This window comes from Martelella sp. NC20, from assembly GCF_013459645.1.
GTDB lineage: Bacteria > Pseudomonadota > Alphaproteobacteria > Rhizobiales > Rhizobiaceae > Martelella.
The window spans coordinates 1,622,698-1,636,940 of sequence record NZ_CP054861.1; the positions used below are offsets into that span (position 1 = coordinate 1,622,698).

A 14,243-nucleotide genomic window follows, 5' to 3' on the forward strand; every position below is an offset into this window, starting at 1 on the left:
ACGGCGGTTCGCATTCTATCTGACGCTGGTTCAAGCAAATCCGGCCCAAGCCGGTTTCTATCCGATCTCGGGCTGTTGCACGGGTCCCTCGCAGGCCTGCTTCTCGCGAGATCGCCGGAACAGCAGGTCGACCGCAACCGCGCCCCATTTTTGTCATCCCACCGGGGCTCAGCTCATGTCCGGTTATTGGAATTTGTACGCGGATCGATCATAACGGCGGGGTCGCCGGTTCGTATCCCATCAAGACCAAAACTGGACTTGGACACTGTTTCGACCGGACGGCAAAAGTCTTCAGGCATCCTCGTAACCATCGTCTGAAACAGCTGGCGTCAGGCAAGCTCGATTTCACGCGGATACTTTTCAAAAGCCGGTGAATTCAGCATAAGCTTGCATGGTCAACGCGGAACGGGAGCATCGATTCTTGGTGGAGAAGGGCGCAAGCAAGCCGGCGACGATCAAGGATGTGGCCATTCGGGCCAAGGTCTCTGTCGGAACGGTCTCTCGTATCATCAATGGCAACGCCACGGTGTCGAGCGAATTGCGCAATCATGTGAACGCCGTCATCGACGAACTCGGTTACCGTCCGAACGCCAATGCAAGGACATTGCGGACCAACCGGACCAAGGCGCTCGGCATCGTCGTGACCGATATCAGGCAACCGATGGCCTCCAAAATGGTCGCGGCGGCAAGCGATGTCGCCAGGGCACATGGCTATGCGCCCATCATCGGCGATTTCCTGAACGATGTTGGAAGCGAGGCGCTGCTGCTGCGCTTCATGCGTGAACGCAATGTCGACGGCCTGCTGCTGACCATCAGTTCCGACGAGAATGCCGAGCTGATCGACGACCTCAAGCAGATGAACGTTCCCATCGTGCTTTGGGAGCGCGACGCGGCGGGCGCTTTCCCGTCTGTGCGCAGCGACCATCGGCAGGGCACCTGTCTTGCCGCACGCCACCTCAAACAGCGCGGCAGGAACAGCAGCATTCTGCTTGTCGCGGGGCATGAACACACCTGGACCGGGCGCGAACAGGTTGCCGGCTTGCGTGAGGCGCTCGGTCGCGATGCCGGTTTCGATATCATGCATACCGGACGCTTCGATCCGGTGGTTCTTGATGAAAAGCTGGGCGCCAAACCGTCCTATGACGCGATCATCGCCAATGTGCACGATATCCCTGCAATCATGGGCGCATTGCAAAAACGCAACCTGTCCTGCCCGGATGATATCGCGATTGTCTCGATCGGCGACGACCCTTTCCTCGAGATCAGCAACCCGCCCATTTCCGCTGTGCGTATCCATCCCGAAGTGGTCGGACGCCTTGCGGCCAAACAGCTTATCTCGAACATCGAGAAGAAGTCGGGAATCGCGTTGGAGATCCCGCTCGTGGCACCGGAATTCATTGCGCGCAACTCGGTCTAAAAAAGCACTGGACAGAACAAATGAAACGTTTCATATTTGATGAAACGTTTCATTTGTTCTGGAGAGACGGCATGCCTGATGACGTTGCATCATTGTCAATGCGCGCTGACGCACAGGCAGGCAGACGGCATGGCGGACTTCTCACCAGACGCCAGTTCGCTGTCGCTGCCGCGGGCGTGTTCGCCGCCGCTCCTGTGAAAGCAGGCGAAACCAACGCGAATGAGCCCGGCAGTCAGAAGGTGGACGCAATGGCCCTTACTCCCGAAAAAACAGCACTCGTGCTGTTGCACTACCAGACCGACATTCTGGCGCTGTTCGAGGATGCCGGCATTGACGCCTATGTCAGGCGGATGGACCGGCTGGCGGAGGCTGCCAGAGCGGCAGGCATTCCGGTTTTCTTCGTGAAGGTCGGGTTCAGCGCGGACTATCGCGAGATCGCGCCGCTCAACAAAAACGGCCAGATGATCAAGAGTTTCGGCCTGTTTACCGCGGATAGCATTGCGCCGACGCTTTTGAGATCCGGCGATATTGTCATCACCGCGCATCGCGTCAGCGGGTTTCACGGGACCGCGCTTCAGGCCATGCTTGCCGATCGCGGCATCGACACCCTGATCATGGCAGGCATCGCGACGTCCGGCGTCGTTGTGTCGACGCTGAGCGAGGCCAGTGATCTCGATTTCCGCATTCTGCTTGTCGAGGACGGGTGTTTCGATCCAGACCGCGCGGTTCATGACGCGCTCGTTTCCGTCCCGTTTTCAACGCGGGCCGACATCCTGTCCGCCGATGAGGCGGTCGCAATGATCAACCGATAATCCAGATAAAATCAGGGAACAGCAATGACATCAGTTTCAAGACGCGGCTTCATGGCCGGCACGGCGGCGCTCATGGCCGCTGGTTTCTCAATGCGGGTCAACGCACAGGGCCAGCGCGTCCTGACAGCGACCATCCCCTCCACCCCGTCGACCCTTGATCCGCTCAACCAGAGCAATCACGATGCGATGGCGGTCTCCCAGCTCATTTATGAGAATCTCCTGGAGGTCGACGTCGACGGAAAGCTGGTTCCCCAGCTCGCCGTCGCGCTTCCCGACATTTCCGACGACCGCAAGACCTACACTTTCCGGCTTCGCGAGGGCGTGACATTCCAGAACGGAAAGCCCTTTACCGCCGCGGATGTGAAGTATTCCTACGATTTCATGCTCGATCCGGAAAACAAGGCGCTCAGGCGCGCCTATTGGGAGGTCATCGACGCGGTCGAAATCGTCTCCGACTACGAGGTCAAGTTTCATCTCTCGCGGCCTTATCGTCCGCTGCTCGATTCAATGACCAAATATATGGGGATTTTCCCCGCGGGCAGCCGTGAGGACGTGGGCGCGGATGCCTTCCAGAACGTGCCAGCGGGACTCGGAACAGGCCCCGCGATCTTCAAGAGAGCCGAAAGCGGCAACTTCATTGAACTCGAACGTAACCCCGACTACTGGGGCGATGCGCCGGACTGGGACATTGTGCGCATCGATATCGCCAGCGAGGCCAATGCGCGCGTGGCGGCGCTGATGAGCGGCGGGGCGGATGTCGTCGGCGGCCCGTCCGCGCGCGACTATTTGCGCCTGACGGCACAGGGCGGCGATATTTCCGGAGCAGCCAAACCGGCGCTCGGCGCGGCCATGATGATGATGCACAATTGCGGCGTCGCCCCGTTCGACGATGTGCATTTCCGCCGGGCGGTCGCCCGCGCCATCGACAGGGCGGCCGTTGCCGAAAAGATCTATGGCGGCCTGCTGGAACCGACCTCGGTTCTTGTGCCGCAGGCCTCGCCCTATTTCGACGGAGAGGCAGCAGCCAAGCTCGCCTTCGACCTTGAGGCGGCAAAGGCCGAACTGTCGGCATCAGCCTATGCCGACCAGCCCGCCTTCGACCTCATCTATCCGACCGACGCCTATCTGCTCGATGTGCGTGATACGGCCCTCTACATCCAGGCGGCGCTGGCCGCAATCGGCATCACCGTCACGCTGACGCCGCTTGAAACCGGCCAGATGTTCGGCGAAATCTTCAATGGCAACCATCAGACGGTGCTGTGGGCGGTCGTCGGCACGGTCGACCCGACATTCATCATGAACGCGCTGTTCATGGAAGGACAGGCGCTCAACGCCGGCACGAACTATCAGAACGAAAAGCTGAGCGCACTGATCGCGCAAAGCCAGTCGGTCGCCGAAGATGCGCTGGGGCCGATCCTTTCCGAAGCGCAGGCATTGCTTGCCGAAGAAGCGCCGGCAGCCTTTATCGGTACGCCGTCAGCCTTCAATCTCTGGGGGCCGAGGGTAAGCGCCTTCGAGGTCAATACCGGCATCACCCTGCGTCTGCGCGACGTCAAGCTGGTCGCCTGATATGTGGCTCCTCATCAGAATTGCCAGCGGGCTCATGGTCCTGCTGGTCGTCAGCGCGACGATTTTCGCGCTGACGCGCCTCGGTGGCGTCTCGCCTGCGCTGATGGCCCTGGGCGCCGATGCAAACCAGGCCCAGATCGCGACCTATGAAGCGCAATACGGGCTCGATCAGCCGATCGTGGCGCAATATCTGTCGTGGCTGGCGCATCTGCCGACAGAAGGGTTTGCGACCTCTTTCATGACGGGACAATCGGTCAATGAAAGATTGCTGCAGACGATCCCGGTCTCGCTCGAACTGGTTGTTTCGGCCTTTGCCCTCTCCGTCGCGGGGTCGGTCCTGCTCGGGTCCATATCTGCCTTCTGGGAAAACCGGTGGCCCGACCATGCCATCCGCATTGTCTGCATGGCCGCCCTTTCGGTTCCCGGATTCTGGCTCGGCCTTCTCCTGATGCGGGTTTTCGGCGTATCGCTCGGATGGCTCCCGCCTGTCGGTCTGCCGCCCTGGCCGGAAGGGGCCGGAGAGCATCTTGCGGCGCTGATCATGCCGGCGACCGCGATCGCGGTCTACTATATCGGCGCCATGTCGCGCCTGCTGCGGGCAAGCTTCATCGATGTTCTCGGGCAGGATTACATGCGCACCGCCCGGGCGCTCGGCCTGCCGGCGCGGATGAGCTACCTTTACGCGCTTAAGAATGCGCTTCCTCCCTTCGTCTCCATGGCCGCCATGTCGTTCGGATACATGTTCGGCTGGGCGGTTATTGTCGAGATGGTCTTCAATATACCCGGCGTATCAAGGGCACTGCTGACGGCGATCTTTCAGCGGGACTACCCGATGATCCAAGCCATCGTCGTGTTTGTCACGCTGGTCTTCGTGATCGCCTCCACCTTTTCGGATGTTCTGCAACGGCAGATCAATCCGCGCCTGGCAAACTGAGAACTGACATGAATATGCTTTTGAGATCTCCGATTGCGGCGATCGGTGCATTGCTGATCGTCACGATGGTCATGCTTGCAGTCATCGCTCCCCTGTTGCCGCTTCCAGATCCCTCGGCGACGGACATCCTCGCCACCTATCAACCGCCATCCTCTCAGCATCTGTTCGGAACCGATGCGCTTGGTCGCGATGTTCTGGCCCGCACGATCTGGGGCGGAAGGGAGTCCTTGTTCATCGGTCTGGGCATTGTTGTCGTCGGCATGGTGATCGGCGTCACGCTCGGGCTTTTTGCAGCCCATGCCGCCGGATCGCTGTTCGAGGAGGTGGCCATGCGGCTGGTCGATATCTTCGCCGCCATCCCGGTGCTGATATGGGCCATCGCCGTGGTCGGGATCATCGGAACCGGCGATACCGCCATCGGCGGCCTCGTCATCTCGAACGAGACGAAACTGATCCTGCTCGTGGGCTTCCTGTTCTTTCCCGGTATTGCCCGCATCACCCACGGGCTCGCTCTTGCCGAATTGAAGAACGAATATGTCGATGCCCGGCGCCTTCAGGGCGCGTCCACCCCGGCGATCCTGTTCGGCGACATATTGCCCAATGTGATATCGCCATTGCTGGTTCAGGCCAGCGTGCTTGTCGGCATCGGCATCATCATCGAGGCGTCTCTCAGCTTTGTCGGCCTCGGCGTTCAGCCGCCGACGCCGAGCTGGGGAGGCATGCTGGCCGACAGCAAGCAGACCGTGTTCACCGGCGAATACTGGCTGTCGCTGTTTCCCGGCATCGCGATCTTTCTTTCCGTCATCGGCTTCAACCTTCTCGGCGACGCGCTGCGCGATTTCTTCGATCCCCGCCGCCAGGCAAAGATGGGAGCAAGTCCGGTATGACCCGTCGTCTTCTCGAAATCGAAGGGCTGAACATCAGCTTCGGACACTATTCGGTGGTGCGTGATCTTTCACTGTCGCTGGCGCCATCGGAGAAACTCGCGATCATCGGCGAGAGCGGCTCCGGCAAAAGCGTGACCGCGATGGCCATCCTGCGCCTTCTCGATCACAGCGCCACCGCGACCGGCGAAATCCGGTTTGACGGCAAGGACATTCTGTCGCTGTCGGCCAAGGAGATGAAGGACATACGCGGGCGCCGGATCGCGATGATCTTTCAGGATCCGATGACATCGCTCAATCCGGTCTTCACCATTTTTCGGCAACTCAGCGATGTGTTGAAGGCCCATGAGATCGAAACGCCGGAAGGCCGCAGGGCGCATCTGGCGGGCCTTCTGGCGCAGGTCGGCATTCGCGACCCGGACCATTGCCTGTCGCTTTATCCGCATCAGCTTTCAGGCGGCATGCGTCAGCGCGTGATGATCGCGCTCGCGATCGCCTGCGATCCCGACATCCTGATTGCCGACGAGCCGACCACTGCGCTCGACGTCACCGTGCAGGTGCAGATCACCAGGCTGCTGATTTCGCTTTGCGAGCAACGCGGGCTGGGGCTGATGTTCATCTCGCACAATCTGGATCTGGTCGGCGAATTTGCCGACAGGATTGCCGTGATGCAGAACGGCGAATGCGTGGAGCAGGGGACCGCCGAACAGGTGATGGGGAACCCGCAGGCCCCCTACACCAGACGCCTTCTTGCCGCCATCCCGCGACTGAGCGCCGCCGCAGCGCCGACCGCGCCGGCGGAAACGGGCAAGGTGGTGCTTGAGACCTGGCAAGCGTCAAAATCCTATCCCAGAGCCAGATCAGGCCTGGCGCGGCTCTTCGACAAGAGCATGACCAATGCGCTGACGCCCACGGACCTCAAGATCAGGGAGGGGGAGGTGATCGGCATTGTCGGCGAGAGCGGTTCCGGCAAAAGCACGCTGGCGCGCCTGCTGATCGGGCTCGACAAACCGACGACCGGCTCGGTCATGTTGGAGGGACATGAGCTCAGCCTTGGTTCGCGCAAGGATCGTATCCGGCTGAGCGGGATCATGCAGCTTGTGTTTCAGGGCAGCCAGACGTCTCTCAATCCACGCAAGACGATCCGTCGCGCGCTCATCGAGGCGGGCCGGGCAGCGGGCAATGCGGTGAGCGCGTCGCCTGAGGATCTGATGCGGCAGGTCAAGCTTGATCCGGCGCTGCTGGATCGCTTTCCGCATCAGCTTTCCGGCGGACAACGCCAGAGGATCGGGATTGCCCGGGCGCTCTCGACCAGACCCGCGATCCTGATCGCCGACGAGCCGACCTCGGCGCTCGACGTCTCGATCCAGAAGGAAATCATCGAACTCCTGAAAACGCTCCACCGGGAACTGGGCATGACCATGGTCGTGATCAGCCACGACCTTGGCCTTATCGGAACGATGTGCGATCGCGTCGCGGTGATGCAGGCCGGCCGGATCGTCGAGCAGGGGCCGGCCGGACAGATCCTTTCCGCCCCGCAAAACGAATACACCCGAACGCTGATCGACGCCGTGCCTCAGGGCATCAAGGGGCGCGAGCGATACGCAAGCCGGGCCGGCCCGCAGCCGGCGCTTTCAGCGCCATAGCGGTTCGCTGTTCAAGGAAAAACAGAAACGCCCGAAGGGCGCAAAGCCCGGGAAAATTTGACACGACGCATTGTCGCTCGCGAAGACCTCAGCGCTTCCCGGCCGATGCGCAAAACCGGAGACAAGACATGCCGACTACATACCGCATTGGTGCCGATATCGGCGGCACCTTTACGGACGTTGTTCTGGTTTCAAGCGATGAAACGATTCATTGCTGCAAAACCCCATCGACGCCGGACGATTACAGCCGTGGCATCATCAATGGCATCACCCAGTTGCTGGGAGAGCTCGACGCCAGCGCGGACAGGGTCGAGGAGATCATCCACGCGACCACGATTGCCACAAACACCGTTCTCGAGGGCAAAGGCGCACGCACCGGTCTTGTGACCACAAAGGGCTTTCGGGATGTCGTCGAGATCGGGCGCCTCAGGGTGCCGCAGCTCTATGACCTCAACTACCGCAAGCCAGTCCCGCTGGCGCTGCGCCGCCATCGCTACGAGGTCAGCGAGCGGATGCTGGCCGACGGTTCCGTCCTGCAGCCGATCGACCTGGAGGAACTGAAGGCCATCGCCGTCGAAATCAAGGCGGCGAAGCTGGAAGCCGTTGCGATCAGCTTTCTGCATTCCTACGCAAATCCAGCGCATGAAGCCGCCGCGTTCGATTGTCTTCAGGATGCCCTCGGGCCGGAAATCTATCTGTCCCGCTCGACGGACGTGCTTCCCGAAATCCGCGAATATGAGCGCACCAGCACCGTGGTCGTGAATGCCTATCTCGGACCGGTGGTGAAGCGCTATTTGCTATCGCTCGAAAGGCGGCTTGCCGAAGCGGGGCTCACCGCGCCGCTTTCCGTCGTACAGTCAAACGGAGGCGCGATGAGCGCGCGCGCGGCAGCGGACCTGCCGGCCGCCATCATAGAAAGCGGTCCCGCCGCCGGCGTGATCGCCGCCGCCAATCTCGGGCAGGCCGCCGGCTACGGCGAGATCATCACCTTTGACATGGGAGGCACCACCGCCAAGGCGGCGATGATCGAAAACGGCGAGCCGACCCGGACAACGGAATATGAAGTCGGCGCCGGCATCAACCTCAGCTCCCGGCTGGTCAAGGGCGGCGGTCATGCGGTCAAGATGCCGTTTATCGACGTTTCGGAGATCGGGGCAGGGGGCGGCTCCATCGTGCGCCTTGATGATGGCGGAGCCGTGCAGGTCGGCCCGGACAGCGCGGGCTCCAGCCCGGGCCCCGCCTGTTATGATACAGGCGGCGACGCCCCGACCTTTACCGATGCAGCGGTGGTGCTTGGCCTTGTGAACCCGGTCGAGATCGCCGGTGGCGCGGTCAAGCTGAACGCCGCGCGTGCCGCCGAATTCCTCGAGCGCACGGTCGCTGCTCCCGCAGGGCTCTCACTTGAGCAGGCGGCAAGCGGGGTCTATACGATTGCCGCCGCCACCATGATGCGCGCGGTCAAGGCGGTCTCGACCTTTCGCGGCCGCGACCCCCGCGAGTTCACGCTCTTTGCCTTCGGCGGCAACGGGCCGCTCGCTGCCGTTCAGGTGGCTGAACTCCTCGAAATGCGCCGCGTCGTCGTGCCCCCGAACCCGGGCGTGTTCTCCGCCATGGGGCTTCTTTATTCGCAAACCCGGCGGGAACTGACCCGCACGGTCTACAAACGCTTCGCCGAGCTCGACACCGGTCAACTGGCGACTGCGCTCAGCGGCCTGACCGGCGATGTCGCGGCGGCGCTGATGGCGGATGGCTGCCCGAGGGAGCAGATCCGGTTCCAGGCTGAAGCCGATATCCGCTATGTCGGTCAGGCCTACGAACTCTCTGTTCCGGTCGATGTCGAGGATGCCGGATCGCTGCTTACGGAAGCCGGAACCGCTTTCCACGCCGAACACGCCCGCACCTATGGTCATGCGTCGCCTGAAAGCGCCATCGAACTGGTCAACCTGCGCGTGATCGGATTGCGCGAAGATGGCAAGGAACGCCGCTTCGTCGCCCCCAGGGCGCGCGCCCTGCAGCACAGGGAAGTCAGCAGAAATGTCTATTTCGAGGCGTCGGGCGGTCGGGTCGAAACGCCGCTTGTCGAACGCAGCGCCTTGTCGAACGGCGCCCGCAAGGGACCGCTGATCATCGAGGAATATGACAGCACCACCGTCGTGCCTCCCGGATGGCAGGCCGCGCTCGACCCCTATTTCAACATCGTCATCACGCCGGAGGCCTGATATGTCGCTGACCGCCAGATCCGAGATCGTCACGCAGCCGCACGGCGACCCTGTAACGCTCGAAATCCTGAAAAATGCGCTGGAATCGCTTGCCGACGAAATGGCGCTGATCATTCTGCGTTCGGCCTACTCGCCGATCGTCCGGGATTCGATGGACTATTCCACCGCCATCTGCGACCACAAGGGCCGCATCATCGCCCAGGGGCTGACCAACCCCATCCATCTGGGTTCGTTTCCCCGGATCATGCAGACGCTGACGGAGCGTTTCGGCAGCGCGATCGCGGAAGGCGACGGTTTTCTCGTCAATGATCCTTATGATGCCGGCGGCATGCACCTGCCGGATATCTTCTTCATCCGCCCGGTCCATCTCGACGGGGTTCTTGTCGGCTTCACCTCCGCTCTGGTGCACCACACCGACATTGGCGGCATGGCGCCGGGAAGCATGGCGCTCAATGCCGAGGAGCTGTTTCAGGAGGGTTTGCGCATCCCGATTGTGCGGCTTTACGAGGCCGGCCGTGAAAACCGGGCGGTCTTCGATCTGCTCAAGGCCAATTCGCGCATGCCCGAGGAGGTGATGGGCGACCTCAGGGCGCAGATTTCGGCCTGCGACACCGTTGGCCGCTCGCTCAAGAGCCTCGCGGCCAAGCACGGCGCGGCGTTTCCGGCGCTGGTCGAGGAATTGCATGATTATTCCGAAAGACTGGTCCGCCAGCGCATTGCGACCATGCCCGATGGCGTCGTTAACGGTGAGGACTTCATCGACGGGCTGGGCGCGGATGGCGAGCCGATAAGGTTCTCCGTTGCCATTACCATCAGCGGCAGTGAAATCGGCTTCGACTGGAGCGGCACATCCGATCAGGTGGCCGGCGCGATCAACTGCCCGATCACGACGACCTGGTCGCTGGCCTACGCCGCGTTGCGCACGGTGCTCGGCCCCGGCATTCCCAATTGCGAAGGCTATATGCGGCCCGTCAAAATGACGGCGCCACTCGGGTCGATCGTCAATCCCCGGCCCTACGCTGCGTGCGCGGCGCGCGGCGTGATCGCCTATCGCATGCTCGATACGTGCTTTTCCGCCTTCGGGAAGCTGATGCCCGGGCTTGTCCCGGCCGGCGGCGAAGGGGGGCCGACTGCCGTCACCTTCTCAGGCTACCACGCGGGAACCCATGCGCGCTGGCTGGTCACCGATGGCATTCTCGGAAGCTGGGGCGGACGCGCCGCCCATGACGGCGTCGAAGGCATTTCCAATCCCGGCGCCAACCTCTCCAACCAGCCGATCGAACTGATGGAAGCGCGCCTGCCGTTGCGGATCCGTGAATATGGCTATGCCGCCAACTCGGGCGGGGCCGGACGCACGCGCGGCGGCGCGGCGATGATCCGCTCCTATGTCATAGAGAGCGAGGATGCTGCGATGACGCTGCGCTCGGATCGGCGGCGCTACCTGCCCTTGCCCATCGAGGACGGCATGCCGGGCTCGCCCTCGCTCACCATTCTGGAACATCCGGACGGAAGCCGGGCGCTGCTGGCGACCATGAAAATGGGCGAGCAGCCGCTCAAACGCGGCGATGTTGTGGTTCACATCGCCGCCGGCGGCGCCGGTTATGGCGATCCCCTTCAAAGACCGGCCGAAACGGTGCTGCGGGACATCGAGGACGGTCATATCGACAATGCTTTCGCCCGGGACGTTTACGGCGTCGTGCTCAACTCTTGCGGCCTTGTCGATGTCGATGCGACCGAGTTGCAGCGCCGGAAGCTGGCAGAAATGGACCGGCCACAGCGCATTGCGCTCCAGCAAGGGCATTTTCTCGAAGCGATGAACGCGACAGAACTCCTGAAGGTCGGAAACTGAGATGGGCGCATGTGAACTTTCCCGCCCCAATCAGGTTGTCGTGGACGCCAGGGCCTTCGCCAGCAACCTTGAATGCGTGCGCAGGCTAATCCCGGACGGAACGGAAATATGGCAGGTCTGCAAGGGCGACGGGTACGGACTAGGCCTCAGGGTCGCCATGGAACTGGGTATCGCAAACGGGATCAGCCAGTTCTGTGCCGGTACGCCGGAAGAAGCGCTTCTACTGAAAGATATTCAACCGGATGCCCGCGTGCTGCTGTTTCCTGCGGCCTTGCCGGAAGATATCGGCGATCTAAGCGCAAGCGGGATCATCGTCACGGCGCATAATTCCGCCAGCCTTGAAGCGGTGCTGAGGACAAAACCGGACACGCCCTTCTTCATCAAGGTCGATACAGGCCTGCACCGCTATGGTTTCGGATATGATCAATGGCAGCAGTCCCTTGAGACCTATCGCGGCTCCGGGCATGGCGGGCTTTGCGGGATTTATACCCATTTCGGGCAGAACCAGGCAGACAATCTCCAGCCGGCAATCGCCGCCTATGACCGTTTTCTGGACCTTGCCCGCGCGACACTCGGCTCTCAGGTTTCCGGCATGGCGTCCGCAAGCCATTCGCTGTTCAGCGCGCCGGACCTTGGCTATGCCCGGGTCGATCCGGGGCGGGCGCTTTACGGCATGCTTTCACCGGAGGAAACTCATGGCTCTCAGCTTCAGCCGGTGGTCTCCAAGATCACGTCGCGCCTGCTGGAGGTCCGGGCATTGGACAAAAATACCGCAGTGCCGATCGGCTATGGCGGCGCGGACTTTTCCGGCGACCGGATCGGCGTTTTCCCAATCGGCCATTTTGACGGCCTGCCATTCGGCCAGCCGCTCGGGTCGGTCTTCATTCGCGGGCGGGAAGCGCCGGTGATCGCCCGTACCCTGCTTGCCTCCATCGTTGACCTCGGCGGCATAGCCGAAGCCCAACCCGGCGACGAGGTCGTGCTGGTAGGACAAAGCGGCGCCCTGTCGCGCGACCTTTTCGCCTTCGCCGCGACGTTGAAGACAAATGTCACCGCCCTGCATTTCGGTTTCATCCGCAACCTTCCCAAAACACTGAAGGAATGACAATCCGATGTCGATTTTCGAGCATCAAGATTTTGACAATCACGAAACCGTGGTCTTTGCCCGCGATCAGGCCTCCGGCCTCAGAGCCATCATCGCGCTGCACTCGACACGGCTCGGGCCGGCCACCGGCGGATGCCGCCTGTGGGCCTATGACAGCGAGGCCGATGCCCTCAAAGACGCGCTCCGCCTTTCGCGCGGCATGAGCTTCAAGAACGCGGCGGCAGGCCTCAATCTCGGGGGAGGCAAGGGCGTTATCATGCTGGAACCGGGTCAGTCGAAAACGCCGGAGCTGATGCGCGCCTTCGGGCGTGCCGTCGAGCGTCTGAACGGCGCCTATATCACCGCTGAAGACGTGGGCGTCGATACCGATGACATGGCAGAGGTTCGAACCGAGACCCGCCATGTCACCGGCCTTGCGGATGGCGCGCTGGCAAGTGGCGACCCGTCGCCCGTCACCGCCAGAGGGGTGTTCGAATCGATGAAGACCGCGGCGCGGCTCGTCCTGAAGCGGGAGAGCCTTGCCGGTCGTCATGTCGCCGTTCAGGGGCTTGGGCATGTGGGGTGGCGGCTCTGCGAACTGCTCAACGCAGACGGCGCCAGTCTCACCGTGGCCGATATCAACGGGGAGCATCTGGAAAAGGCGCAGGTTGCTTTCGACGCCGGCATCGCCGACACGAAGGACATCCACAAGATCGACTGCGATATCTTCGCCCCATGCGCGCTTGGCGGTATCCTGACGCGGCAAACGGTTCCGGAGGTTCGGGCGCGTCTCATCGTCGGGGCGGCAAACAATCAGCTTGCCGAGGAGAGTCTGGCCGGCGCTCTGCAGGAGCGGGGCATTACCTATCTGCCCGACTTCATCGTCAATGCCGGCGGCATCATGAACGCCGCCGCGGAAATCGAAGGGGTCGTGGCCAAAAGCTGGATCGAGGAGAAGCTTTCAGGTCTTCAGGACCAGATCGAAAGGATCCTCGAACACGCCGCAGTTGAAAGCCGCCCGCCGCACCAGATTGCAATCGAAATTGCCGGCAAACGGCTGGCAATGGCCCGATGAAACCTGGAACCAGCCTTTCGGGGTCGGTTAGAAAGGCCCTGGACGATGTTCAGGGCCTCAGTTTCGGTCTCGTATCCACGGCGCTCGGTTTTGTCTGTCTGCAGGCAGCCGGCCTGATGACGGGCCAGACCGCCGGTCTGGCGATCATCATCGCCCATCTCACCGGCTGGTCATTCGGCCTGTGTTTCTTTGTCGTCAACCTGCCGTTCTATCTGATCGGATACCGGCTGACCGGTTTAGGCTTCATTTTGCGCACATTCGTCTGTGTCACGGTCCTTTCTGTGCTGGTCGCGTTTCTTCCCGGGCTTTTTGCCTTCAAAACGCTGAACCCGCTTGCCGCGGCAATCGCCTTCGGGGTGCTTGTCGGCCTGGGCCTTCTCGGCATTATCCGCCATGGCGGCTCGCTTGGCGGTATCGGTATTGCTGCCCTGGTCGTTCAGGCACGCTGGAAAATTCCGGCGGGCTATGTGCAACTCGCGTCCGACATTCTGATTTTCTGCTGCGGTCTCTTCCTGTTTCCGCTCGACCTGATGGTCAATTCCTTTATTGGCGCCGTCATCCTCAATGCCGTCATCGCCTGGAACCACCGCTCCGGACGGTATATCGGCTAAGGCCATAGCTGCCGATGTGGATACCGGTTTTACAGCCCGGTCCCAAACGCAATAAACAGAGCCTCGAACTGGCCTCGCCATCGGAACATGGCGTGCCGGCGAACCGGCGCACAGTTTGCAGCCGTCACGGCGCCAGATAAACG

The 14,243-nt window shown here is 61.7% G+C and carries 11 protein-coding genes; all 11 read left to right on the forward strand.

What is annotated here, in order from left to right; translation table 11 throughout:
* Positions 1-424 precede the first annotated feature (424 nt).
* The 11 genes from HQ843_RS07850 to HQ843_RS07900 all read left to right on the forward strand — a co-directional run bounded on the left by HQ843_RS07850 (position 425) and on the right by HQ843_RS07900 (position 14,100).
* Positions 425-1,417 carry a LacI family DNA-binding transcriptional regulator gene (locus tag HQ843_RS07850; protein WP_246710408.1) on the forward strand — a complete coding sequence of 331 codons (993 nt, stop codon included), beginning with the start codon at positions 425-427 and terminating at the stop codon, positions 1,415-1,417.
* A 71-nt stretch (positions 1,418-1,488) separates the two neighbouring features.
* Positions 1,489-2,229: a cysteine hydrolase family protein gene (locus tag HQ843_RS07855; protein ID WP_210275236.1), complete on the forward strand. Its 741-nt coding sequence runs from the start codon at positions 1,489-1,491 to the stop codon at positions 2,227-2,229.
* A 24-nt stretch (positions 2,230-2,253) separates the two neighbouring features.
* A complete protein-coding gene (locus tag HQ843_RS07860) occupies positions 2,254-3,798 on the forward strand; it encodes an ABC transporter substrate-binding protein (protein WP_180899052.1) in 1,545 nt (514 codons plus the stop codon).
* A 1-nt stretch (position 3,799) separates the two neighbouring features.
* Positions 3,800-4,732 carry an ABC transporter permease gene (locus tag HQ843_RS07865; RefSeq protein ID WP_180899051.1) on the forward strand — a complete coding sequence of 311 codons (933 nt, stop codon included), beginning with the start codon at positions 3,800-3,802 and terminating at the stop codon, positions 4,730-4,732.
* A gap of 8 nt (positions 4,733-4,740) precedes the next feature.
* Positions 4,741-5,619 (forward strand): ABC transporter permease, encoded by an 879-nt coding sequence (locus tag HQ843_RS07870; RefSeq protein ID WP_180899050.1) that lies wholly within the window; start codon positions 4,741-4,743, stop codon positions 5,617-5,619.
* The gene (locus HQ843_RS07875; RefSeq protein ID WP_180899049.1) at positions 5,616-7,262 is read left to right on the forward strand and encodes a dipeptide ABC transporter ATP-binding protein; all 1,647 of its coding nucleotides are present in this window, start codon (positions 5,616-5,618) and stop codon (positions 7,260-7,262) included. Before HQ843_RS07870 ends, HQ843_RS07875 begins: the two co-directional genes overlap by 4 nt.
* 128 nt (positions 7,263-7,390) lie before the next feature.
* Positions 7,391-9,481 carry a hydantoinase/oxoprolinase family protein gene (locus HQ843_RS07880; protein WP_180899048.1) on the forward strand — a complete coding sequence of 697 codons (2,091 nt, stop codon included), beginning with the start codon at positions 7,391-7,393 and terminating at the stop codon, positions 9,479-9,481.
* Between the two features lies 1 nt (position 9,482).
* Positions 9,483-11,330, forward strand: a complete 1,848-nt coding sequence (locus HQ843_RS07885) for a hydantoinase B/oxoprolinase family protein (RefSeq protein ID WP_180899047.1) — start codon at positions 9,483-9,485, stop codon at positions 11,328-11,330.
* 1 nt (position 11,331) lies between these two features.
* The gene (locus HQ843_RS07890) at positions 11,332-12,435 is read left to right on the forward strand and encodes an alanine racemase (protein ID WP_180899046.1); all 1,104 of its coding nucleotides are present in this window, start codon (positions 11,332-11,334) and stop codon (positions 12,433-12,435) included.
* Positions 12,436-12,442: 7 nt separating this feature from the next.
* Entirely contained in the window at positions 12,443-13,489 is a 1,047-nt protein-coding gene (locus HQ843_RS07895) for a Leu/Phe/Val dehydrogenase (protein ID WP_180899045.1), read from the forward strand.
* A complete protein-coding gene (locus HQ843_RS07900; protein ID WP_180899044.1) occupies positions 13,486-14,100 on the forward strand; it encodes a YitT family protein in 615 nt (204 codons plus the stop codon). Before HQ843_RS07895 ends, HQ843_RS07900 begins: the two co-directional genes overlap by 4 nt.
* Positions 14,101-14,243: the final 143 nt, after the last annotated feature.

Bases quoted from the DNA above. Each gene is read 5' to 3' on its own strand.
- HQ843_RS07855 (WP_210275236.1), top strand. From the start codon at position 1,489: ATGCCTGATGACGTTGCATCATTGTCAATGCGCGCTGACGCACAGGCA.
- HQ843_RS07860 (WP_180899052.1), top strand. From the start codon at position 2,254: ATGACATCAGTTTCAAGACGCGGCTTCATGGCCGGCACGGCGGCGCTC.
- HQ843_RS07865 (WP_180899051.1), top strand. From the start codon at position 3,800: ATGTGGCTCCTCATCAGAATTGCCAGCGGGCTCATGGTCCTGCTGGTC.
- HQ843_RS07870 (WP_180899050.1), top strand. From the start codon at position 4,741: ATGAATATGCTTTTGAGATCTCCGATTGCGGCGATCGGTGCATTGCTG.
- HQ843_RS07875 (WP_180899049.1), top strand. From the start codon at position 5,616: ATGACCCGTCGTCTTCTCGAAATCGAAGGGCTGAACATCAGCTTCGGA.
- HQ843_RS07880 (WP_180899048.1), top strand. From the start codon at position 7,391: ATGCCGACTACATACCGCATTGGTGCCGATATCGGCGGCACCTTTACG.
- HQ843_RS07885 (WP_180899047.1), top strand. From the start codon at position 9,483: ATGTCGCTGACCGCCAGATCCGAGATCGTCACGCAGCCGCACGGCGAC.
- HQ843_RS07890 (WP_180899046.1), top strand. From the start codon at position 11,332: ATGGGCGCATGTGAACTTTCCCGCCCCAATCAGGTTGTCGTGGACGCC.
- HQ843_RS07895 (WP_180899045.1), top strand. From the start codon at position 12,443: ATGTCGATTTTCGAGCATCAAGATTTTGACAATCACGAAACCGTGGTC.
- HQ843_RS07900 (WP_180899044.1), top strand. From the start codon at position 13,486: ATGAAACCTGGAACCAGCCTTTCGGGGTCGGTTAGAAAGGCCCTGGAC.